The 22,737-nt window shown below is 68.7% G+C and carries 21 protein-coding genes; 11 read left to right on the top strand and 10 right to left on the bottom strand.

Annotation, left to right across the window (positions count from 1 at the left end; genetic code table 11):
- Positions 1–4: 4 nt before the first annotated feature.
- Positions 5–1,999 carry an MDR family MFS transporter gene (locus AC5Y36_RS15950; protein ID WP_500041950.1) on the bottom strand — a complete coding sequence of 665 codons (1,995 nt, stop codon included), beginning with the start codon at positions 1,997–1,999 and terminating at the stop codon, positions 5–7.
- A gap of 67 nt (positions 2,000–2,066) precedes the next feature.
- A complete protein-coding gene (bfr, locus tag AC5Y36_RS15945) occupies positions 2,067–2,546 on the bottom strand; it encodes a bacterioferritin (RefSeq protein ID WP_500041899.1) in 480 nt (159 codons plus the stop codon).
- A gap of 251 nt (positions 2,547–2,797) precedes the next feature.
- On the opposite strand from bfr, the gene AC5Y36_RS15940 reads away from it, so the two are divergent.
- Positions 2,798–3,502, top strand: a complete 705-nt coding sequence (locus AC5Y36_RS15940) for a fatty-acid--CoA ligase (protein ID WP_500041898.1) — start codon at positions 2,798–2,800, stop codon at positions 3,500–3,502.
- Positions 3,502–3,699, top strand: coding sequence for a (2Fe-2S)-binding protein (locus AC5Y36_RS15935; RefSeq protein ID WP_500041897.1), 198 nt, complete (start codon positions 3,502–3,504; stop codon positions 3,697–3,699). Before AC5Y36_RS15940 ends, AC5Y36_RS15935 begins: the two co-directional genes overlap by 1 nt.
- On the opposite strand, the gene AC5Y36_RS15930 is transcribed toward AC5Y36_RS15935, so the two are convergent.
- Both AC5Y36_RS15930 and AC5Y36_RS15925 read right to left on the bottom strand, forming a co-directional pair.
- Positions 3,692–4,450 (bottom strand): enoyl-CoA hydratase/isomerase family protein, encoded by a 759-nt coding sequence (locus AC5Y36_RS15930; protein ID WP_500041896.1) that lies wholly within the window; start codon positions 4,448–4,450, stop codon positions 3,692–3,694. The two genes, AC5Y36_RS15935 and AC5Y36_RS15930, sit on opposite strands and share 8 nt — an antisense overlap.
- 10 nt (positions 4,451–4,460) lie before the next feature.
- On the bottom strand, positions 4,461–5,399 hold the full coding sequence (locus AC5Y36_RS15925; RefSeq protein ID WP_500041895.1) for a hydrogen peroxide-inducible genes activator: 939 nt from the start codon (positions 5,397–5,399) through the stop codon (positions 4,461–4,463).
- Positions 5,400–5,514: 115 nt separating this feature from the next.
- Here AC5Y36_RS15925 and AC5Y36_RS15920 point away from each other — a divergent pair, with 115 nt between their 5' ends.
- The 7 genes from AC5Y36_RS15920 (at position 5,515) to AC5Y36_RS15890 (ending at position 10,798) form a co-directional block, all read left to right on the top strand.
- Positions 5,515–6,102, top strand: coding sequence for a peroxiredoxin (locus tag AC5Y36_RS15920; protein ID WP_500041894.1), 588 nt, complete (start codon positions 5,515–5,517; stop codon positions 6,100–6,102).
- 12 nt (positions 6,103–6,114) lie between these two features.
- Positions 6,115–6,654 carry an alkyl hydroperoxide reductase gene (locus tag AC5Y36_RS15915; protein ID WP_500041893.1) on the top strand — a complete coding sequence of 180 codons (540 nt, stop codon included), beginning with the start codon at positions 6,115–6,117 and terminating at the stop codon, positions 6,652–6,654.
- Between the two features lie 83 nt (positions 6,655–6,737).
- Entirely contained in the window at positions 6,738–7,220 is a 483-nt protein-coding gene (locus tag AC5Y36_RS15910; RefSeq protein ID WP_500041892.1) for a nucleoside deaminase, read from the top strand.
- A 36-nt stretch (positions 7,221–7,256) separates the two neighbouring features.
- Entirely contained in the window at positions 7,257–8,495 is a 1,239-nt protein-coding gene (locus AC5Y36_RS15905) for an alpha-hydroxy acid oxidase (protein WP_500041891.1), read from the top strand.
- Between the two features lie 8 nt (positions 8,496–8,503).
- On the top strand, positions 8,504–8,836 hold the full coding sequence (locus AC5Y36_RS15900) for a TfoX/Sxy family protein (RefSeq protein WP_500041890.1): 333 nt from the start codon (positions 8,504–8,506) through the stop codon (positions 8,834–8,836).
- 25 nt (positions 8,837–8,861) lie between these two features.
- A complete protein-coding gene (locus tag AC5Y36_RS15895; RefSeq protein WP_500041949.1) occupies positions 8,862–9,509 on the top strand; it encodes an endonuclease in 648 nt (215 codons plus the stop codon).
- Positions 9,510–9,565: 56 nt separating this feature from the next.
- Positions 9,566–10,798, top strand: coding sequence for an NAD(P)/FAD-dependent oxidoreductase (locus AC5Y36_RS15890; RefSeq protein WP_500041889.1), 1,233 nt, complete (start codon positions 9,566–9,568; stop codon positions 10,796–10,798).
- On the opposite strand, the gene AC5Y36_RS15885 is transcribed toward AC5Y36_RS15890, so the two are convergent.
- From AC5Y36_RS15885 to AC5Y36_RS15875, 3 genes are all read right to left on the bottom strand, one after another.
- A complete protein-coding gene (locus AC5Y36_RS15885) occupies positions 10,787–12,787 on the bottom strand; it encodes an NAD-dependent epimerase/dehydratase family protein (protein ID WP_500041888.1) in 2,001 nt (666 codons plus the stop codon). The two genes, AC5Y36_RS15890 and AC5Y36_RS15885, sit on opposite strands and share 12 nt — an antisense overlap.
- 84 nt (positions 12,788–12,871) lie before the next feature.
- Positions 12,872–14,350 (bottom strand): acetyl-CoA acetyltransferase, encoded by a 1,479-nt coding sequence (locus tag AC5Y36_RS15880; protein WP_500041887.1) that lies wholly within the window; start codon positions 14,348–14,350, stop codon positions 12,872–12,874.
- Positions 14,350–16,734 carry a CoA transferase gene (locus AC5Y36_RS15875; protein WP_500041886.1) on the bottom strand — a complete coding sequence of 795 codons (2,385 nt, stop codon included), beginning with the start codon at positions 16,732–16,734 and terminating at the stop codon, positions 14,350–14,352. The genes AC5Y36_RS15880 and AC5Y36_RS15875 overlap by 1 nt, the downstream gene beginning before the upstream one ends.
- 55 nt (positions 16,735–16,789) lie before the next feature.
- On the opposite strand from AC5Y36_RS15875, the gene AC5Y36_RS15870 reads away from it, so the two are divergent.
- Together AC5Y36_RS15870 and AC5Y36_RS15865 are read left to right on the top strand one after the other, a co-directional pair.
- Positions 16,790–19,180, top strand: coding sequence for a phosphoketolase family protein (locus AC5Y36_RS15870; protein ID WP_500041885.1), 2,391 nt, complete (start codon positions 16,790–16,792; stop codon positions 19,178–19,180).
- Positions 19,181–19,289: 109 nt separating this feature from the next.
- Entirely contained in the window at positions 19,290–20,030 is a 741-nt protein-coding gene (locus AC5Y36_RS15865; RefSeq protein ID WP_500041884.1) for a CPBP family intramembrane glutamic endopeptidase, read from the top strand.
- 7 nt (positions 20,031–20,037) lie between these two features.
- Here AC5Y36_RS15865 and AC5Y36_RS15860 read toward each other — a convergent pair whose 3' ends face one another.
- From AC5Y36_RS15860 to AC5Y36_RS15850, 3 genes are all read right to left on the bottom strand, one after another.
- Positions 20,038–21,066, bottom strand: a complete 1,029-nt coding sequence (locus AC5Y36_RS15860; protein WP_500041883.1) for a zinc-binding alcohol dehydrogenase family protein — start codon at positions 21,064–21,066, stop codon at positions 20,038–20,040.
- 18 nt (positions 21,067–21,084) lie between these two features.
- Positions 21,085–21,387: a GlsB/YeaQ/YmgE family stress response membrane protein gene (locus tag AC5Y36_RS15855; RefSeq protein ID WP_500041882.1), complete on the bottom strand. Its 303-nt coding sequence runs from the start codon at positions 21,385–21,387 to the stop codon at positions 21,085–21,087.
- A 102-nt stretch (positions 21,388–21,489) separates the two neighbouring features.
- Positions 21,490–22,575, bottom strand: a complete 1,086-nt coding sequence (locus AC5Y36_RS15850; protein ID WP_500041881.1) for an APA family fibronectin-binding glycoprotein — start codon at positions 22,573–22,575, stop codon at positions 21,490–21,492.
- Between the last annotated feature and the right edge of the window lie 162 nt (positions 22,576–22,737).

Here is a 22,737-nt window from a genome sequence, read left to right as displayed (position 1 = left end):
GGTTTCAGCCTCGGCGTGCGTCCGCCGGTAACCGGTCGTGCCAATCACGTTGGGCCAGAAGCTGATGCGAGATCCGTTCCAGCGCCGCCTCGACCTGGGCGCGATCCGGGTGCCCGTCGAATCCGGGTGAACGACCCAGCTTGTCGACCACCCACTCGTGGATCAGTGACGAGACGAACTCCACGTAGCCCAGCCCGGAGCGGGTCAGCCCCAGATTGTCTCCCTCGCGCAGCACGTAGCCGGTGTCCACCAGGTGGTCGAAGACCGGTTCGAGGACTTCGTAGGGCACCCGCAGATCGGCGGCGATGTCGGACAGTCGGGCCGCCCGGTAGGCCTGGATATAGCGGTGGATCCGCAGCACCGCCCAAAGCCCGGCGACATCGAGTTCGCAGTCGGGCCGCAGCGCGATGCTGCGCAGCCGTACGCCGGGGGCGCCGCGCAGCAACCGTCCGATGGCCATCTCCAACAGCGCATCCGATGTCTCATCGGTCGGCATCCCGAATCCATCGCCGAGATCGGCGGCCGGCGCGTGGATATCGCGCAGCGGCACTTCCCGCAGACACAGCGCCAGCACGAATCCCACCGCCGCAACCGGCGCGGCGCAGGCGAAGACCTGTCCCAGCGCGTCGGCGTAGGCCTGCACGATCGGCGCGGCCTGCGCATCAGGTAATCGGTGCAGTGCCGCCGGCGAACTGGCCGCTTGTTCGGGGGCGCCGCCGGCCGCCAGCGCCGCACCCATTCGCCGGTCGAGGAAGTTCAAGAACAGCGAGCCGAAGATCGCGGCCCCGAACGAACTGCCGATCGTCCGAAAAAACGTCACCCCGGAGGTCGCCACACCGAGATCATCGAAACCCGAGGTGTTCTGCACGATGAGCACCAGCACCTGCATGGACAGTCCGATCCCGGCACCCAGGATCAACAGGTACAGCGACTGCAGCGGGGCCGGCGTCGACGGCCCCATCTGCGACATCAGCAGGAAGGCGACGCTCATCAGCGCGGTTCCGAGAACCGGGAAGATCTTGTACCGGCCGGTTCGCCCCACCAGGGTGCCGCTGCCGGTCGAGGTGACCAGCATGCCGGCCACCATCGGCAGGGTGCGCAACCCCGACGTGGTCGCCGAGACGCCGTTGACGTACTGCATATAGGTGGGCAAAAACGTCAGCGCACCCAGCATCGCGAACCCGACCACGAACGCCAGCACGCAGCACACGGTGAACACCGGACTGGAAAACAGCCGGGTGGGCAGGATCGGCGCATCGGCCCTGCTCTCCACCCAGGCGAACAGGCCCAGCGCGAGCCCGGCCGCGACCAGCAGGCCGATGATGGGCAGCGAGCCCCACGGATACCGGGTGCCGCCCCAACTGGTGGCCAGGGTCAGGCCGGTCGCGCCGAGGCCGACCAGCACGATCCCGGTGTAGTCGATCGCCGGACGACCGCGCCCCCTCAGCGCCGGGATGGCCGCACCGGCGACCAGGAACACCACCACCGACACCGGCACGTTGATCCAGAACGCCCAGCGCCAGGTCAGGTAGTCGGTGAAGTAACCGCCCAGCAGCGGACCGATCACCGTGGTCACCCCGAATACCGCACCGAGCATGCCCTGGTAGCGGCCGCGTTCCCGCAGCGGGATGACCTCACCGATCAGCGCGGTCGCCGTCACGGTGATGCCGCCGCCGCCGATCCCCTGCAGCGCGCGGGCCGCCACCAGCATCAGCATGGTGTGCGACAGGCCGCACAGCGCCGATCCGGTCACGAAGAACACCACGGCGGCCTGGAACACCTGCTTGCGGCCGAACAGGTCCCCGAGTTTGCCGACCAGAACCGACACGATCGTCGACGCCAGCAGGTAGCTGGTGACCACCCAGGACTGGTGGCCGGCGTCGCCCAGATCGGCGACGATGGTCGGCAGCGCCGTCGCCACGATCGTCTGATCCAGTGCGGCCAGCAGCATTCCGAGCACGATCGCGAGGAAAACCAGGTTGCGTCGCGCCGCGGTCAGTACGGCGACGTGTACGTGGGTTTCCGCGGACCCGGGCGCTGCCGACGCCGTCACCCCCGCGGCACCGTCAGCTCGGCGGGCGAGCCACGCACTGCGCGGAGTAGAGCGCCTCGCCGAGCTTGTCCATCAGCTCCAACTGCGTCTGCAGATAGTCGATGTGGCTCTCCTCCTCGGCGAGGATCTTTTCCAGCAGCGTGGCGGTGGTGCTGTCCTGTTTCTCCCGGCACATGACGATGCCCGGCTTGAGGCGATTCATCACCTCGAGTTCGAGGGCCAGGTCACTCTCGAACTGTTCGCGCAGCGTCTGGCCGATGCGCAACGAGCCGATGCGTTGGTAGTTCGGCAGGCCGTCGAGAAGCAGAATTCGGTCGGTCACTTCTTCCGCGTGCCGCATTTCTTCGAACGACTCCGCGCGGGTATGCCCGGCTAATTCGGTATAGCCCCAGCTATCCTGCATCTTGGAATGCAGAAAATATTGATTGATCGCCGTCAATTCACTCGTGAGTTGTTCATTGAGCAGGCGCAGTACATCCGGATCACCTTGCATGATCACTCCTATGTCAGGGGCGGTGACGGCGGGCTGGGCTGTGCGCCGCCGGGTGCTGCCGTTGCCAATGTAGTGCAGTCCGCAACCGTGGGTGGGCTGATTAGCAGCGACTCGCCGGACATGGCCCGGGCAGGGTCGAGCGCGCCGGACCCGGACCGTCCGCACGAGCATAGCCGCAGGTAAATCGGTCGATCGGGTTAGGTTAGACTCGGCTAATCGAACTTAGGTTAGACTGCACTAACATGAGGACTATGCGGTCCGAAGACGGCCAGGAAGAGACCCGGGCACAGCCTGGGGGCGACGAGTTGCATTCACTCGTGCTGGCCACCGACTACCGCGTCAAAGACGCCGAACGAATGTGGTCCCTGATCAAGGACGGGCGTACTCCATTGGCTGGAATGGGTGCGCATCACGTCGTGCTCTATAAATCGATTCTGGAGCCGGACCGGGTACTGGTCACATTAGGTGTTCGACATCGCGCGACGGTTAAAGAATTACTGCGTTCGCCGGCGGTTTTTGAATGGTTTGATCTCATCGGCGTGAACGACATCCCGGCGATATTCGCCGGTGAGGTGCTGCAGAAGATCGACCTGGCGGACTGCGAGACGGACTCGATTCCGGCCGGCGTGATCGTCGGCGCGTTCTCCTCGGTCGACGACGTGTCCCAGTTGATGGCCCGGGTGCACGGCGGGCTCGACCGGTTCCGCGACGCCGGGGTGCGCAAGGTGTGGGTGTATCGGGCCTTCGACGATCAGCACGAAGTGATGACGCTGCTGGAGATCGACAGTATGCCCAGTGCACGGCGCTGGATCGATCATCCCGACGCGGCCGCCGAGTGGATGACAGGCGCCGGGATCGGTGCCTACCCGAGCTTGTTCGTCGGAACGCTCGCCCACGTCATGGCCACCGAAACCCACGCCATGGCCACCGAACCCGCCCCGCAGGAGACGCGCTGATGTACGTGTGCCTGTGTGTCGGAGCCACCAATCAGACGGTGTGTGACGCCGTCGCGGCCGGTGCGTGCACCTCCAAGGAGGTCGCCGCGATGTGCGGTGCGGGCGCCGACTGCGGACGCTGCCGGCACACGCTGCGCGCCATCATCGCCACCGCGGCGGAGGCGGAGCAGAGCAACACCGCCGCAGCGGTCAGGTGACCTTCCGGCCGGCAAAATCGGCCAGCGCCGCGGCATTGGCCTGACCACCCATCAGCTCGGCGAACAGAGCATTCTCGCGCGCGGTGGCCGCGGCGATCTCGGGCCGCAGCGGCTCCACCATGGTCTGCTTGACGGCCATCAGGCTGCCGATCGGCCGAGAGGCCAGGATTTCGGCGTGTCGTCGGGCATCGGGCAGCAGGTCGTCAGGTTCGCAGACCTTGAAGACCAGCCCCATCCGCAGCGACTCCTGGGCGTCCACCCATTCCGAGGACATCAGCAGCCAGGCCGCGTTCTGCCGGCCCATCAGCCGCGGCAGCAGGTAGGACGACGCGGCTTCCGGCGCCACCCCCAAGCTGGTGAACGGGCATTTCAACCGGGCCGTCGACGACATGAACGCCAGATCGGCGAATCCCAGGATGGTGGCGCCGATACCCAGCCCCACCCCGTTCACCGCGCAGACCAGCGGCTTGGGGAACCGGCCCAGGGCGTCGACGAGACCTCGGAAGCCGTGCTTGCCGGGGACGAAATCCGGATCGGTGACCATCGCCTGCATCTCGGCCAGGTCGGTGCCGGCGCTGAATGCGCGTCCGGCCCCGGTGATCAGCACCACCGCGACCTCGGGATCCTCGGCGGCCGCCAGCAGCGCCTCGGTGGTGGCGTCGTAGAGGACCTCATTGAAGGCGTTCAGCGACTCGGGCCGGTTCAGGGTCAGGGTGCGTACCCGGTTCTCGTCAGCGATCTCAAGCGTCACGGGGTGCAGCCTAAACCCGCACCAGGCGCACGTCGTTCTCGGCGCTGATCAGCTCGCCGATGATTCCGGCCAGCCGGCGATAGGGCGCCTCGCGGTCGCTGGAGGACCGGAACGCCAGCCCGATTCGCCGGCCCGGACACGGGCTGGCGAAGCGCGCGAGCGCGAGCCGGCTGCGTTGCACCTCCACGGGCACCGCGGTCTGTGGGATCAGAGTCACCCCCAGTCCCCCGGTCACACATTGCACCGCAGTGGTGAGCGAGGCCGCGCGGGTGTTGGTGAGCTCGGCCCGCACCCCGGCGATGCGGCACACGTCCAGCGCCTGGTCACGCAGGCAGTGCCCCTCGTCGAGCAGCAGCAGCGGAAGGTGCGCCAGGGCGGTCGGCGGCACCCGCTTCTTGTCGGCCAACCGATGCCCGGGTGGCAGCGCCAGGACGAAGTCCTCGTCGTAGATGGCGATCTCACTGATTCCGCCGGCCTCCGCGGGCAACGCGATCAGCGCCGCGTCCACGGATCCTTCCCGAAGGGAGGCCAGCAGCCGTTCGGTCTGGTCCTCGACCACCCGCAGCGTCAACTCGGGCAATCGGCCCGCCAACCCGGCCAGCACGGTGGGCAGCACGTAGGGCGCCACGGTGGGGATCAAGCCCAACCGGATGGTGCCCTGCAGCGGGTCGCCCGCGCCGGCGGCCGCCGCACTGAAGGCCGCCGCGGATTCGATCACCGCCTGCGCCTGCGGCAGCAGCTTCCGGCCTTCATCTGTCAAGAAGACACGCCGGGTGGAGCGCTCCACCAGCTGGACGCCGATACCGGCTTCCAGCGCCGACAGGGCCTGTGACAGCGTAGACTGGCTTACACCGAGACTGGTTGCGGCACTACTGAAGTGGTGCGTCTCGGCGACCGCCACGAAGGCCCGGAGCCCCGCAATGGTGGGCTGATAACTCTTATCGGTCATACCGATAAGTGTAGTGGGAAATATCACCTTTCGCTTAGAGTCGGTCTTGGGCAGTATGGAAGGTGCGCGTCATGACGCGAGAAGATTTCGACGATATTCACGATGAAGGAGTGACATGGCCCTGCTGACCATCGGCGACCAGTTCCCCGCTTACCAACTCACCGCGCTCGTCCCCGGCGATTTGTCGCAGGTAGACGCAAAGCAACCCGAGGACTACTTCACCACGATTTCCAGCGACGACTACGCGGGCAAGTGGCGGGTGGTGTTCTTCTGGCCGAAGGACTTCACCTTCGTGTGCCCGACCGAGATCGCCGCGTTCGGCAAGCTCAACGACGAATTCGCGGACCGCGACACCCAGGTGCTGGGTGCCTCGATCGATAGCGAGTTCGTGCACTTCCAGTGGCGCGCCCAGCACGAGGACCTCAAGAAGCTGCCGTTCCCGATGCTCGCCGACATCAAGCGTGAGCTGGCCGAGGCGGCCGGGGTGCTCAACGCCGACGGTGTCGCCGACCGCGCCACCTTCATCATCGACCCCAACAACGAGGTCCAGTTCGTCTGTGTGACGGCCGGTTCGGTCGGGCGCAACGTCGACGAGGTACTGCGCGTGCTCGACGCGTTGCAGTCCGATGAGCTGTGTGCCTGCAACTGGCGCAAGGGCGACCCGACGCTGAACGCCGGCGACCTGCTCAAGGCCTCGGTGTAAGGGAGGCACGAGATGGGTGTCGACAACCTCAAGGAGGCGCTGCCCGACTACGCCAAGGACCTCAAACTGAACCTTGGTTCGATCACCCGAACCACAGTGCTGAACGAGGAACAGCTGTGGGGCACGCTGCTGGCCAGTGCGGCGGCAACCCGAAACGCCAAGGTACTGGGTGAGATCGGTGCCGAAGCGGCCGACAATCTGTCCGCCGACGCCTATCAGGCAGCGTTGGGGGCGGCGTCGATCATGGGGATGAACAACGTGTTCTACCGTGGCCGCGGCTTCCTGGACGGCACCTACGACGACCTGCGTCCCGGGCTGCGGATGAACATCATCGGTAACCCGGGCGTGGACAAGGCGAACTTCGAATTGTGGTCGTTCGCGGTCTCGTCGATCAATGGCTGCGGGCATTGCGTCACCGCCCACGAGCACACGCTGCGTGAGGCCGGCGTCGACCGGGAGCCGATTTTCGAGGCCCTCAAGGTGGCGTCCATCGTGGCCGGGGTCGCGCAGGCGATCACTGCCGCGGACACGCTGGCTGCCGTGGCCGGCTAACGAATCAGCACCGGCAAGGGGTGTGTGTCGTCCGCGACACGCACCCCTTGTCTGCATTCGGGGAACACTTAGACTGACGGTCTGTGGCCCTCGTTGATGCCGATCTTGAATATCTGAGCCGCTGCGTCGAGTTGGCGCGCCTCGCCCTGCGGAGCGGACACGGACCGTTCGGCTCGCTGCTGGTAGCAGCCGACGGCACCGTCGTGTATGAGGATCACAACCGCAGCGGCGGCGGCGACGAAACCGAACATCCCGAGTTCGCGATCGCCCGCTGGGCGGCGAAGAACATGCCACCGGTGCACCGCATCCGGGCCACGGTCTACACCTCGTGCGAACACTGCCCGATGTGCGCTGCGGCTCATGCCTGGGTCGGCCTGGGTCGCATCGTGTACGCGACGTCAGCGGCCCAGCTCAGCGGATGGATGACCGGCTGGCAGGTGCCGACACCGCCGGTGGCGCCGCTGCCGATCACCGCGATCGCGCCGCGAGCGGTGGTCGACGGCCCGGTGCCGCAGTTTCAAGACGAATTGAAAGCCCTCTATGAGGCCGCATTCCATCGGCGGTGACACGTCCTGGCGGGATGCCGACTACGCTCCTGCGGAATGGCGGTCAAACGACGGGTGCCCAGGGTTGCCGACCTTGCCCCGCTGATCCGGTTCCGGAAGCCACGGCTCGACCGCGGCCGGCGTCGACTCGAATCCGCGCTGACCATCCAGGATCTACGGCGCATCGCCCAGCGCCGGACCCCCAGGGCGGCGTTCGACTACACCGACGGCGCCGCCGAAGACGAGTTGTCGATCCAGCGTGCCAGGCAGGCCTTCTGTGACATCGAGTTTCACCCGTCGATCCTGCGTGACGTCAGCACGGTCCGCACCGGGTGGGAGGTGCTGGGCGCACCGGTGGCGTTGCCGTTCGGAATCGCACCGACGGGCTTCACCCGGCTGATGCAAACCGAAGGTGAGTTCGCCGGTGCGCGAGCGGCGGCCGCGGCCGGGATACCGTTCTCGCTGTCCACCCTGGGAACCGCCTCCCTTGAGGATGTGGTGTCGGAAGTCCCGCAGGGCCGCAAGTGGTTTCAGCTGTACATGTGGCGGGACCGGGAGCGGTCCATGGCATTGCTGCGCCGCGCCGCCGACGCCGGATTCGACACCGTGTTGGTCACCGTCGACGTCCCGGTCGCCGGTGCCCGGCTGCGCGACACCCGCAACGGGATGTCGATTCCCCCGGCGCTGACGCTGCGGACCGTGCTCGATGCGCTGCCCCGACCCGGATGGTGGTTCAATCTGCTGAGCACCGAACCGCTGTCGTTCGCGTCGCTGGACCGTTGGCCCGGCACCGTCGGTGAGTACCTGGACACCATGTTCGATCCCGGTGTCACGTTCGACGACCTGGCCTGGATCAAGTCCCAGTGGCCGGGCAAGTTCGTCGTCAAGGGCATCCAGACCCTCGACGACGCGCGCGCGGTGACCGATCTGGGGGTGGACGGCATCGTGTTGTCCAATCACGGCGGCCGCCAACTGGACCGGGCGCCGGTGCCGTTTCACCTGTTGCCGGCGGTGGCCCGTGAAGTGGGCCGCGACACCGAGATCCTGCTCGATACCGGGATCATGTCGGGCGCCGACATCGTCGCCGCTATCGCGTTGGGGGCGCGATTCACGCTGATCGGCCGGGCCTATCTGTACGGGTTGATGGCCGGCGGCGAGGCCGGGGTGCGGCGGGCCATCGCGATCCTGACCGACCAGGTGACCCGCACCATGCGACTGCTCGGTGTGACTTGCCTGGATGAACTGTCCCCCACCCACGTCACGCAGTTGCAGCGGTTGGTGCCGCGCGAGCGTTGAATGGACCCATGGCGTACGACGAAGACCTGGCCAACCGGATCCGGGAGCTGCTCGGTGCCCAGCGCGGCATCGAGGAGAAGCGGATGTTCGGCGGGCTGGCCTTCCTGGTCAACGGCAACATGGCGGTGGCTGCCAGCGGCCGCGGTGGCCTGCTGGCCCGGGTCCCGCCGCACGACAGCGAGAAGCTTCTGACCCGCGCTCATGTCGAGGCCATGACGATGGGCGGTCGTCAGATGCGCGGCTGGCTGCACATCGGCACCGACGGCGTGCAGACCAAGCGTCAGCTGCAATCCTGGGTCACCCGCGCCACCGACTTCGCGCGGAGCCTGCCCGCGAAATGAGTGTTTGCCTGCCGACCTGATGGGTATGCCCCGCGACGTGCGGGATCAACGGCAGGTGGTGCGTCGACTGCTGAAAGTCGCCGGAACCACCTACGCGGCCGAGGCGGGAATCCGGTTGGCGGATAAACCGATGCCGCTGTTTCAGCTGTTGGTGCTGTGCATGTTGGCCAGCAAGCCGATCGACGCGACAATCGCTATGCGTGCCGCTTGCGAGCTGTTCCGGGACGGGATGCGTACGCCGAAGGCGGTGCTGAGCTCGAATCGCTCCACCATGATTCGCGCCTTCGGCCGTGCCCACTACGTGCGGTACGACGAAAGCTCGGCCACCCGGCTGACCGATATGGCCACCCGGGTCCGCGACGAATACTCCGGAGATCTGCGCGAGATCAAGGCGCGCAGCGCCGACGATATCGAGCAAACCGTACGGATGCTTCAGGAATTCAACGGTATTGGCCCTACCGGCGCCGACATGTTTCTCCGCGAGGTGCAGGATGTGTGGATCGGGGTCCGGCCGTACTTCGATGGCCGGGCCAGGACGGCAGCCCGGGCGCTCGGTTTGCCGTCCGATTCGGGTGAACTCGCCGCGCTGGCACCGCGCTCCAATGCACGCCTGGCCGCTGCCCTGGTGCGGTCGTCGCTGGACGACGACCTGCGTCAGCGCCTGACCGGCTGACCCGGGTAGGCTGATAAGCGACTCGGGCATCCGTACCACAGAACGGGGCAGCCAGCATGTCATCTTCGACCACGTTCGCGATCGTCGGCGGCGGTCTGGCCGCCGCGAAGGCTGCAGAAGCACTACGCGACAACGATTTCGACGGACGCATCGTCTTGCTTGCCGACGAGGAGCGATTGCCCTACGAACGCCCGCCGTTGTCCAAGGAGTATCTGGCCGGGAAAAAGTCGCTCAGCGATTTCACCGTGCAGCCCCAGGATTGGTACCGCGAGCGTGGAATCGACGTGCGCCTGGGCACCCGGGTGACGTCGCTGGATGTGTCGGGTCACCGGGTGCACCTGGCCGATGACAGCACGCTGTCCTACGACAAGCTGCTGCTGGCGACCGGGTCACGGTCGCGCCGCCCGCCGATACCGGGTTCCGACGCCGCCGGCGTGCACTACCTGCGCACGTTCGACGATGCCTCGACGCTGAGCGCGGCGCTCACCGACGGCTCCTCGCTCGCGGTGGTCGGCGCGGGATGGATCGGTTTGGAGGTCGCCGCCGGCGCCCGGGAGCGCGGGGTGAACGTCACCGTGGTGGAGGTCGCCGCGGTGCCGCTGCAGGCCGCACTGGGCACCGAACTCGGAGAGGTGTTCGCCCGGCTGCACCGCGAGCACGGCGTGGATCTGCGGGTGGAGTCGAAGGTCGCCGAGATCACCACCGCGAACGGCGCCGCCACCGGCCTGAAGCTGGACGACGGATCGCAGATCGCCGCCGATTCGGTGCTGGTCGCGGTCGGCGCGCAACCCAATATCGAGCTGGCCGAGGCGGCCGGGCTCAGCGTGGGCGACGGTGGCGTGCTGGTCGACTCGTCGCTGCGCACCAGCGACCCCGACATCTACGCGGCCGGCGACATCGCCGCCGCCGAACACCCGCTGCTGGGCAGCCGGATCCGTACCGAACACTGGGCGAACGCGCTCAAGCAGCCGGTCACCGCGGCGGCGGGGATGCTGGGCAAGCGCGCCGAGTACACCGAGCTGCCGTACTTCTTCACCGACCAGTACGACCTGGGTATGGAGTACGTCGGACACGCACCCGACTACCAGCAGGTGCTGTTCCGGGGCGACGTCGAGGGGCGCGAGTTCAGCGCCTTTTGGCTCGACGGCGGCAACCGGGTGCTGGCCGGGATGAACGTCAACATCTGGGAGGGACTCGACGACATCAAGTCCCTGATCCGAAATCGTGCACCCGTTGATCCGGCTGCCCTCACCGACCCGCAGGTGGCGCTGGCATCCCTAGTGGGCTGACGCGCCGTCCGCCACCGGCGCCCAGGTGTCGGTGAACACCTCCGGCAGCCGTAACGCCTGCAGCCGTTCCCGCTCGGCGCGGCGACGCTTGATCCGCAGCCGGGAGTCGGCGGGCATGGTGAGCAGTTCATCGCAGGTCAGGTAGTAGACGTCGTCGACCTCGTCGATGATGTCCCCGCGCACCAATCGAGAGCCGGTCTCGCGCACCGTCTTCCGGAGCTCGTGGGTGAACCGCATGGTGGCGTCGTAGGCCGTCTCGCGTGAGCCCAGCGTGTTGTCGACCAACCGGGCGGTCATGGTCGTCGAACCGGCCGGCGCCGGCGAGGGTGCACCGCTGACCGCGGCGGGCGGCGATGCCGGGGCAGCATCGAAGGCCGGGTTCGCGAGTTCGACCTCCCCGGGTCCGCGATGCGCCCGGTCGGCGGCGACGGGCGAACCGTCAAGCGGCCGCGTGCTTTCCAGTACGGCGGCGAAACCGGCGGTGGTGTCCGGCCCGGTGCCGCCGGTGCGCTGCACCGCGGCCGCGGTGACCCCGTTGTCCAACACCCAAAGCGCCGTCATGCTCCAGCCCTGATGGATCCGGTCCCGCAGCAGCGGAATCCGCGCGCCCAGCCGGGCATCCGACAGCGCGGCCAGCTGTGTCGCATCCAGGTGAGCGGCCAGCGCCGCGGCGGCGTAGGCCGCGGTGTCGGCCTTGAGGTGCCGCAGCATGGCCAGCGCCCGGGTCACCACCAGCGCCCGCGCGGCCGGCATCGGCAGGTTTCCTGCCGCGTCGGGTCGCCCGCGCGGAAACAAAACGGATGTCACGGCGCCCAGCGCGCGCTGGGTCAGCCGGTGCTCGTCCCAGCCCGGAAGTTGGCCGGCCAGTAACGCGGCCGAGGACACGCCGACGAAGGGGCGGTGCCCGAAGACCGCGATACCCCGGCTCTCCCATTCGGTTGCGGTGACCCCGGACAGCGCCAAGGCCCGTCCCAGTTCGCGGCTGGCCGTGTGCAATCCGGAAACCTGTACATCCAGGGTCAGCGGTGTCAGCGGGCCGGGCAGTATCCGGGCCAGACTCCGCGCGCTGAAGACCGGGAACCGGGCATCGATGCGGTCGTCGAACTCGCCCGCCAACCCATCGGGTGCCGCGCAGCGCAGCGATGTGCCGTCGGCCGGCGCCCAGGAAGGCGCGGACTCCACGGGTAGCGGGACGTGTCCGGTCATTTCGGTGGCGCCCGCCGCACCGATCCGGGCGCCGGCCAATGCTTCTACCGTGTCGGCCAGCGCGTCGGCCGCTGTCCAGCCACAGTCGAAGTGCCAGTCGTCCTGCAGCGCCGAGAGATCCAGTTCCGCCGTCAGCTGCGCCCAGCCGCGGATGCGGTGCGCATTGGGCTGGCGCGGCATCGTGTGCAGCAGCCGGTACGCTGCGGCGACGTCGACGGTGTCCGGGCTGGCCAGATCCACCACGCCGGTCCGATCGGAGGCCACCGCCTGCTCCAGAAAGCGGACCAGATCATCGAAGTGCAGCAGCCGCAATGCGTGCGATGACGGTTTGGCGCGCAGCAGGCTGGCCACCGTCCGGCACACCGCCCAGTCGAGCTGACGCCCGACCAGCGGCGCCGCCCGGATGATCAGGTTCGGCGCCCACCCGGAGGAGACCAGTTCCTCGGCCGTTCGCGACAACGCCGGCTGCCCGGCGGTCTGTGCGACGAACACCAGCCGGGCGCCTGCCCGCGCGGCCGCGTGGCTGACCTGCACGACGCCGTCGATACCGGCGCAGCCGGGTGCGGTGGGCTCAATCGGGGCCAGGTGGATGACCGCGTCGGCGTCGTCGGCCATCTGCTGCAGCACCGGATCGTCGAATTCGGTGCAGACGAAAGCGACCTCGGGGTGCAGGCAGGGATGCGGGTGGGTGGCGATGCCGCTCACCGCATGTCCGGCGGCCAGCAGCCGGCGGGCCAGCGAGCGCCCGACTCCGCCGGTGACACCGGTAACCAGAATCTGCACCGCGTCTCCCTCCGAAACGCCCTGATCCTGACAATAGGCATGTCGGATACCGCGTGCAGCCGTTTCTATGGACGCACCGCGCGCCTACTGCAGTGTTGCTGTGCCGTCACCGTGCACGGCGACGGCACCGCCGCCGATGTCGTGCTGCACGGTGTCCGCGGCCACCGCCGGATCGGTGATCAACGCCAGCGTGCGGGCCCCCTCGGGGGCGCGGACCGCCAGGAACACCCGTTCGGGTTCGCCGTCCCGGTTGAACGGCGTCGTCCAGGATTCCACCGTGCCGACGCCCTCCCATTGGGCCAATGCCGGTCGGGTCGGCTCGCGGTCGACGGCGGCTTGCACGTCTTCCCACCGGAATCCCGACGCCGGCGGCTCGGTGCTGTACACGCCGATGCTGTGTTTGGTGAGGTAGCCGCCGTTGGCGCTGATCAGGCCGCGGCTGCCGGGGTTGGCCGCCAGCAGCTCGGCAAGGGTCGCGATGGAATGGCTGACGTAGTTGTTCCACGGGCCGCCGGCGAAGGTCAGTCCCCCGGTGATGGTCAGCGGCCGGGCTGGATCGTCGAGCGGCAGACCCAGTTCGCCGGCGGCGACCTGGACCGCGGAGGGGAAGCAGGAGTAGAGGTCGAGGTATTCGACGCCGCCGATGTCGTCGATGCCGGCGAGTTCCAGCACCCGGGCGCCGGCGATCCGGATGGCCGGAGAGCGGTGCAGCTCAGCCCGCTCGGAGATGGCGTAGGTGTCGTGTGCATCGGCCCCGGCCAGCGGGAAGACCCAGCGTTCGACCGGAATCCGCAGCTCGGTGGCCCGCTGCACCGAGGTCAGGACCAGCGCGGCGGCCTGGTCGACCATGTTGTTGGAGTTCATCAGCTTGGTGTAGGGCCAGCTGATCATCCGGTTCTTCGGGCCGGGCAGGCTGATCTCGTCGGCGCTGACCGGCTCGCGGATCCAGGCGTGCGGATTGTCCACCGCGACCGCGTTGAACCCGGCCCACAGCGCCCCGATCCGACGCCGGTGATCGGTGATCGACTCGCCGGTCGCGATGCGCAGCGCCTGCTCGAACAGCGGGTAGACGTACGCGGGTCGGTCCAGCCGAATCCGTTCCTCGGCCGGGCCGGCCATCGGAACGTCTCCGCCGTCGACCGGCGGCAGCGGCACCGACTCGTCTTGCTGGGTCCAGACGAGTTTGCCGCCCCGGGCCCGCAGCCGGGTTCGGGTGCGCCAGGTTTCACCGCCGGCCACCAGCACCACACCGGCGTGCCCGCGCGAGATGTCCAGGCAGGCCTGGTTGACCAGGGACTGCGGTACGTTGCCGCCGATCGGGCTGTACCGGGTGGCGGCCTGTTCGGCGCCCAGGCGCTGGGCCAGCAGCAGTCCCGGATCGCGGTACCGCGCGGAGAGCAGGTTCACCACTCGCACCGAATCCAGCGCCGCCAGCACGTGCGGGTCGGCCGCGGCGCGAGCGGCGTCGACGATCAGGTCGACCGGCTCGAGGTCGGCCCGGTCCTCGCGGTGGTTGGCCTGGCCGTACCCGACCAGCACCGGGGTCCTGGCGTCGAGTGCCATCAGCGCGCCTCTCCCCCGGCGGCGAACAGCACGCCCTCGGTGATCAACTGCTCGGTCTCGTCGGCACTCATGGCGAGGATTCTGCCGCAGATGTCGCGGGTGTCCTGGCCGGGCAGCGGCGCGGGCCGCTGCGGCGCGGGCGGGATGTGCCGAAACGGCGCCGGTCCGGTCTCGGCCGGCAGTGGGTGACTGATCAGCGGGTGGGTCATGTCACTGAATACGTTGCGCAACCGCAGTTGTGGGTCCTCGAGGATGTCGGGCGGCCGATTCATCGGACCGGCAGGCACTCCGGCGGCCTGCAGTTCCTCGGCGGCCTGCAGCGGGCTACGCAGGCCCGTCCACTGCGCCACCGCCGCCAGCAGTTCGACGCGGTGCGCCACCCGGGCTTCCCCGGTGGCGAAGCGGGCGTCGTGCGCGAGGTCGGGCTGATCGAAAACCTTTGTTGCCGAATGCCAGTCAGCATCCGTGCAGATCGATACCACACACCATTCGTCGTCACCGGCGCACGGGCTGACAGCGTGCACGGCCGTGTCGGCGACGGTCACCGGTCCACTGATGTATCGGGTGGCGAGTTGGTTGATCGCGGCTTCGGCTTGCGAGATGTGCACCCGGGCACCGGCACCGGTGTGGTGGCGGTGAATCAGGGCGGCCAGCGCGCCCAGTGCGGTGATCCGCCCCACCACATGGTCGGGGAACACGGTCGTCGCGTCGTAGAAGGGATGCCGCGTATCGGTCTCCGCCTGATCCGGTGACGTCCATAGCCGGGTGACCCCGGTCGTGGCACGAACCAACGGGCCATAGCCCATCCGGGCGCTCCACGGTCCGGTGTCGCCGAACGCGCTGCTTTCGGCGAGCACCAGACCCGGGTTCAGCGCTCGTAGCCCATCGTAGGAAATCCCCAGTGCGGCAAGTGTTCCCGGCTTGAAGTTGGCGAAAACCGCGTCGGCTTGGGCGACCAGGCGTTCGAAGGCCAGTTTGCCTGACTGGCTGCGCAGATCCAGACCGAGCGCCAAATTGTTGCGGTGCGCCCAGGCGAACGACTCGCTCATGGTGTCTCCGGCACGGGTCTGCCGCAGCCCGTCCGGGTAGGAGGCGCTTTCCACCTTGATCACCTCAGCGCCCAGATCCCCGAACAGGCGGCTGGTTTCACCGCCGGCGACGATGACGCCGAGATCGACGATGCGCAGACCATCGAACGGACGCTCGCCGACCCCGCCGGACGGCGGCTTCCCGGCCGGGACGGCGGCCCGCCACCGGGCTTCGCTGTCGCCGATCGCCGGGGCCGGGGTTCGAAACCCGGCATGGCGTCCGTCGACGCTGATGTATCCGGTCGGCACCTGCGCACGGATGCCGGCGACGAGTTCGGCGTCCACGGTGGCGCCGACCGCGGTGAAGTGCTCGGAGGCCACCACCTGGGACGGGGTGAGCACGGCGGCGATCGGCACGCCGTGGGCCTGCCCGGCCGACACCAGTTCGTCCATGGTGGCCGGGGCGAACATCGCGGCGATCAGCTCGCTGATCTGCGGCCAGGCGGCGAAGCGGGCTGCGATTACATCGTATTTGGGATCCTGGAACTGTTCGGGCTCACCCAGCCACGCGCGCAGACCGCGCCACTGCCGCGGCGCCATCACACAGACCCGGACATAGCCGTCGGCGCAGGGATAGATCGGGTAGGCGTCCTGGTTTCGCGGACGTCCCCGCCACCGGTCGGCCCTGGGCAGTCCCGCCGCCACCTGACCCATGGCCCCGAATACCGGGTCCAACGCCATGACCACCGCGTCGAACCGGGAAAAGTCGATGTAGTCGCCCTGCCCGCAGCGCAGCCGGTTGTAGTGGGCCACCAGCGCCGCCCACGCCGCCTGCGCCGCGGCGGTGGCCGAGGCGATGCCCTCCGGTGGCAGCACCGGCGTCCCGGTGGTGGGGCCGGACCGGGACAGCGCCCCGCACAGCGCGTAGAGCACCGGGTCGCTGGCCCGCCAGGATGCGCGGGGCCCGGTCGCACCGAAGTCGGTGACCGCCAGCGCGACCAGGTGGCCGTACCGGTCGGCCAGCTCCGCGCAGGAAGTGCCGTAGGCGGCGGCCCGCCCGGGCCGGCCGCTGTCGATCACGATGTCGGCCGTCGCGGCCAGCGCACACAGCCGGTCGCGGTCGTCCGGGTCGGCCGGATCGAGTACCACGCTGCGCTTGTTGGCGTTGTACAGCGCGAACGCGATGCTGGTGCCGGCGAGTGTCGGTGGTTCGCCACGTTCCGGGTTGCCGCCGGGCGGTTCGACCTTGAGCACGTCAGCACCCAGATCGGCCAAGATGCGGGTGACCGGGTCACCGTCGGCGCCGGACAGGTCCAACACCCGAAGTGTCCCCAGCAGACCGTCACCGTTGACCATGGCGTCAGCGTAGTAGGCAGGTTTCACACGTACGGCTCTTGGCTAGTCACCTCGGATGCGGACAATCGGACAGATGGGCACCGGGGCACTCTCCGACACAGAACTCGACCTCATCGACGCCTATTGGCGTGCGGCCAACTATGTGTCCGTCGGGCAGATCTACCTGCTGGACAATCCGCTGCTGGCCGAGCCGCTGTCAGCGCAGCACGTCAAACCTCGGCTGCTCGGACACTGGGGCACCACCCCGGGACTCAACCTGATCTATGCGCACCTGAACCGGATCATCCGCGCCCGCGACGCCAACGTCATCTACGTCACCGGGCCCGGCCACGGCGGACCCGCACTCGTCGCCAACGCCTACCTGGAGGGCACCTACAGCGAGGTGTACACCGGCATCGAGGAGAACACCGAGGGGATGCGAAAGCTGTTCCGCCAGTTTTCGTTTCCCGGCGGTGTTCCCAGCCACGTCGCCGCTCAGACGCCGGGTTCGATCCACGAGGGCGGCGAGTTGGGCTATGCGCTGGTGCACGCGTACGGGGCCGCCTTCGACAATCCGGATCTGGTGGTGGCCTGCGTGGTCGGCGACGGGGAGGCCGAAACCGGGCCGCTGGCCGCCGGCTGGCACTCGAACAAGTTCCTCAACCCGGTCCGCGACGGGGCGGTGCTGCCGATCTTGCACCTCAACGGCTACAAGATCGCGAACCCGACCGTGTTGGCCCGCATCCCGGCCGAGGAACTCGACGCACTGATGGCCGGCTACGGGTATCGACCGATCACGGTGGCCGGTGACGACCCGGCGGTCGTGCACCGTGCACTGGCCGGCGCCCTCGACGAGGCCTTCGACCAGATCGCGGCCATCCAGCAGGCGGCCCGCACCGGGGGCGTCACCGATCGTCCGCGCTGGCCGATGCTGGTGCTGCGCACCCCCAAAGGCTGGACCGGCCCGAAGGAAGTCGACGGCATCCACGTCGAAGGCACCTGGCGATCTCACCAGGTGCCGCTGGCCCAAACCCGCGACAACCCCGCCCATCGCGCCCAGCTGCAGCGATGGCTGCACAGCTATCGACCCGAGGAGTTGTTCGACGCCGACGGCGCGTTGCGGCCCGAACTGCGGGCGCTGGCGCCGCACGGCGATCGCCGGATGAGCGCCAACCCGCATGCCAACGGCGGGTTGTTGCTGCACGACCTGGATCTGCCGGACTTTCGGCGTTACGCAGTACCGGTTGCGACACCGGCCGCCGGGACCCATGAGGCCACCCGGGTGCTGGGCACCTTCCTGCGCGATGTGATCGCCCGCAACACCGACCGATTCCGGGTGATGGGCCCCGACGAGACGGCGTCCAACCGGCTCTCGGCGGTGTTCGACGTCACCGACCGGGTCTGGCTGTCGGCGACGTCGCCCGACGACGAGAGCCTCTCGCCCGACGGTCGGGTCATGGAGGTGCTGTCCGAACATCTGTGCCAGGGCTGGCTGGAGGGTTATCTGCTGACCGGTCGCCACGGGCTGTTCAACTGCTACGAAGCGTTCGTGCACATCGTCGACTCGATGTTCAACCAGCACGCGAAATGGCTGTCGGTCAGCCGCGAGTTGCCGTGGCGGCGCCCGGTCGCCTCGCTGAACTACCTGCTGACCTCGCACGTGTGGCGCCAGGACCACAATGGGGCATCGCATCAAGACCCCGGCTTCATCGACTTGGTCGCCAACAAGCGGGCCGAGATCGTGCGGGTGTATCTGCCGCCGGACGCCAACACCCTGCTGTCCGTCGCCGACCACTGCCTGCGCAGCCGCGACTACGTGAACGTGATCGTCGCCGGCAAACAACCCGCGCTGGCGTACCTGGACATGGACGCCGCCGTCGCGCACTGCACCCGAGGTTTGGGCATCTGGGACTGGGCCGGCACCGCGGCCGGTGAACCCGATGTGGTGCTGGCCTGCGCGGGTGACATCCCGACGCTGGAGACGTTGGCCGCCGCCGACATCCTGCGCAGGGAACTGCCCGAGCTGGCGGTGCGGGTGATCAACGTCGTCGACATCATGCGGCTACAGCCTGATTCGGACCATCCGCATGGCCTGCCGGACAACGAGTTTGATGCGTTGTTCACCCGCGACAAGCCGGTGATCTTCGCCTACCACGGCTACCCGTGGCTGATTCACCGGCTCACCTACCGTCGCACCAACCACGACGGCATGCATGTCCGCGGGTACAACGAGCGCGGCACCACCACCACCCCGTTCGACATGGTGATACTGAACGACCTGGACCGGTTCCACCTGGTGATGGATGTCATCGACCGGGTGGACGGGCTGGCCACCCGCGCCGCCGTGCTGCGCCAGCAGATGGCCGATGCGCGACTGGCCGCCCGCCGCTACACCCGCGAACACGGCGAGGACGACCCGGCCATTTCCGGCTGGGTGTGGGAGTCGAACGAGCAGAACAACCGTTGACTATGCGTCCACGGCGCGGTCTTCTCACACTTTTCCGCCCTGAGCGCAGGATCAACGAGGGGCGAGCCGTTCGAGCGACCGACCCGCGCCCGATCAGTAGAATGGCCCGATGTCCTCCCTGACCGCGACGGCCGATGCGCACGCCCTGCGCCCGGCTCGGATCTACACCGACGTCGCGGTGGTGGTGGGGGTGCTGGCCTTCACCAACCTGATCGCGCACTTCACCACGCCGTGGGCGGGGATCGCCGCGGTCCCGGCCGCCGCCGTCGGGCTGGTCATCCTGGTGCGTGCCCGCGGGTTGGGCTGGGCCGAACTCGGCCTGGGCCGCGAGCACTGGAAATCCGGGGCGGGTTATGCGGTTGCCGCGGTGGCCGTCGTGGTGTCGGTGATCGCGGTCGGCGTGCTGTTGCCGTGGACCCGGCCGATGTTCATGAACAACCGCTACGCCACGGTATCCGGCGCGCTGCTGGCCTCGATGATCGTCATTCCGCTGCAGACGGTCATCCCCGAGGAGTTGGCGTTTCGCGGCGTGCTGCATGGCGCGCTGAACCGGGCCTGGGGTTTCCGCGGCGTCGCGGCCGCCGGGTCGCTGCTGTTCGGGTTGTGGCACATCGCCACCTCATTAGGACTGACCGCCGGCAACGCCGGGTTCACCCGGTTGTTCGGCGGCGGCATGCTCGGCATGCTGGCCGGGGTGACGCTGGCGGTGGTGGCGACCGGGACGGCAGGGTTTGTGTTCAGCTGGCTGCGCCGCCGCAGCGGCAGCCTGATTGCCCCGATCGCGCTGCACTGGTCGTTGAACGGGGTGGGCGCGCTCGCCGCCGCCGTGGTGTGGCACCTGTCGGCGTGACGCCGAACTAGGCCAGCAGCACGGCCGCGCCGGCGACCCGGCCGGCGCTCAGATCCGAAAGCGCCTGATCGGCTTGCGCCAGGGGATATTCCGGTGCTGTCACGTCGATGTGGTGTTGGCCGGCGAAGTCGAGGAACGCCCGCGCATCGGCGCGGGTGTTGGAGGTGACCGAGCGGATCCGGCGTTCCTGGAACAGGTGCTGCTGGTAGTTCAGCGACGGGATGTCGCTGAGGTGGATCCCGGCGATCGCCAGCGTGCCGCCGCGGTCCAGCGCCGCGCAGGCCGGCAGCACCAGCTCACCGACCGGAGCGAACAGGATGGCGGCGTCCAGCGGTACCGGCGGCGGGTCGGCGGCCCCTTGGGCCGAGGCCGCCCCGAGTTCTAGCGCCAGCTCCTGTGCCCGCTGTCCGCGGGTCATCACGTGAACCTCGGCGTCCTGCGCCAACGCGACCTGCGCGGTGATGTGAGCGCTGCCCCCGAATCCGTAGAGGCCCAATCGCCCACCCGGCGGCAGCTCGGCGCACAGCAGGGCGCGGTAACCGATGATGCCGGCGCACAGCAGCGGGGCCAATTCGCTGTCTCCGTAGCCTTCGGGCAGGTGATGGGCGAAGGCGGCGGGCACGGTCGCGAATTCGGCGTAGCCACCGTCAGCGTCCCAGCCGGTGTAGCGAGACTGCGGGCACAGGTTCTCCGCGCCGCGCCGGCAATAGCCGCACAGTCCGCAGGTATGTCGCAGCCATGCGATTCCGACGCGGTCGCCGACGTGGAAGGAGGCATCGGCGGCGGAGCCCACGTCCGAGCCGACCTCGACGACTTCGCCGACCACCTCGTGTCCGGGTGTCACCTGCTCGCGGTGCACCGGTAGGTCGCCCTCGGCAACGTGCAGATCGGTGCGGCACACGCCGCAGGCGTGCACGGCCACCAGCAGCTCCGAGGGCGCCGGTCGCGGCATCGGCGTGCTCACCCGCTCCAGCGGATGGGTGTGCATCGGCCCGGGGCGGCGCACCCGCCAGGCGCTCATCGTCGTACCGCGCATGGTCGACCCCCGGCCGGGTCAGGCTTTGCGGACCAAACCCAGCAGCCAGAGCAGGATCACCGACCCGACGGTTGCGGTGAACAGCGTGAACCACCAGCCACCGCCCGCGGTGTTGAGGAAGAAGCTCAGCAGGAATCCGCCGATCAACGCCCCGACAATGCCGGTCACGATATTGAGCAGGATGCCTGATCCGCTGCCTTTGACGATCTTTCCAGCGATCCAGCCGGCGATCGCGCCGATGAAGATGTAGCCGATCCATCCGACTTGCTGGCTCAGTGTCGTGGAGCGGGCTAGAAATTCGGTTGCTGCCAAGACGTTCATCGGGAACCCTTTGCTGTCCGGCCACGCTCGGCGCGGCACTCCTGCACCTGCTATCGGGTATACCGCACGCCCGCGCCCGGGGCACGCCTGACGAGATTCGGGTCAGGCAGGCGTTCCCACCGCCGCCGGGGCGGCTACGGGCGCTCCGACCGCCGGTGCGACGGGCGCCGGTGCCCCCGCAGGCGGAGCTGCCGGAGCACCGGGAGCAGGCGGGGCAGCCGGAGCACCCGGTGCCGCGGGAGCAGGCGGGGCACCCGGAGCGGCCGGGGCAGGTACCTCGGCGCCCGGGGCGCCGGGCGGCGCCGGCACCGGCGCCGGTGCGGGTGCGCCCGGTGCAGGTGCGGGGGCCGGCACGCCGGGTGCCGGCGGAGCGCCGGGTGCCGGGGCCGGTGCACCCGCCGGGCGGATCGATTCGGTGAGGGCCTTGGCCGCGACCTTGTCGACCGGGTTGTTCGCGGTGCCCAGCCACACCACGAACCAACGCGGACCCGGGGTCGCCGGCTGGCCCGCGGCGGCCGGCGGCGCCCCGATCACACCGGTCCAGATCTGACCGTTCGGTTTCGCGGTGTCGCTGAACTTGACCTCGTAGTAGGAGGCGCTGCCGGTCAGCCCGGTGGCGGTCAGCGCGATGGTCTCCTGGCTGACCCGGGTTCCGGGGTAGGGCATGAAGAACTCACCCATGTCGGATCCCAGCCGGCTGGCCGCCTTGCCGTTGTCCGCTTCGGCGCTGGCGTACAGGCGTTGATCCAGCTTGCCCAGCACGATGCGGGTGTCGTTGGCGACAGCCGGCGGCTGCCCCGGGGCCGGCGGCTCACCGATTTGCTTGCTGAGCAGCGCCGACCCGTACTCCAGATGGCTGGCGTCGGATTCCACCCAGCCCCCGGGCAGCAGGTAGCTGAAGCCGTCGGCGGTGTCCTCGACGCGGCCCGGTTCGGGCGCACCCGGTTCGGCAGGCGGTAATGCGTTCGGGTCGGCCGGTGGCGGCGGAACGGCGTTCGGGTCGGCGGGCGGCGGCACCGGCGCGTTGGGGTCCACCGGGGCAGGCGCCGGAGCCGGCGGCGGCGGCGGGGGCTCCGCAAAGGCAACGGTCGTGGGTACCGCCACGGCAATGGCACCGGTTGCCGCGAGAGCTGCCAGCGCGGACCAGATGCTTCTACGTCGTGTTGAGGTTGGGTTCACCTGCACCATGGCGAAAAACCTACCGTGTTGCAGCCGTGACGCAAGTGCGACGTGCGCACGATGCGAAGGATCTTTTTCACTCCTGGAAACAGTGCCTCGGGCCTGCGTGCCGGCTACCGGTTCGCGGTTGGGCTCTGACGACGCCGACCTCGCGCACCAGCCGGAAACGTG

It is taken from the genome of Mycobacterium sp. NGS50 (assembly GCF_059812545.1).
The sequence above is the reverse complement of the archived record's forward strand: the minus strand, read 5'-3'. Positions and strand labels throughout refer to the sequence as shown.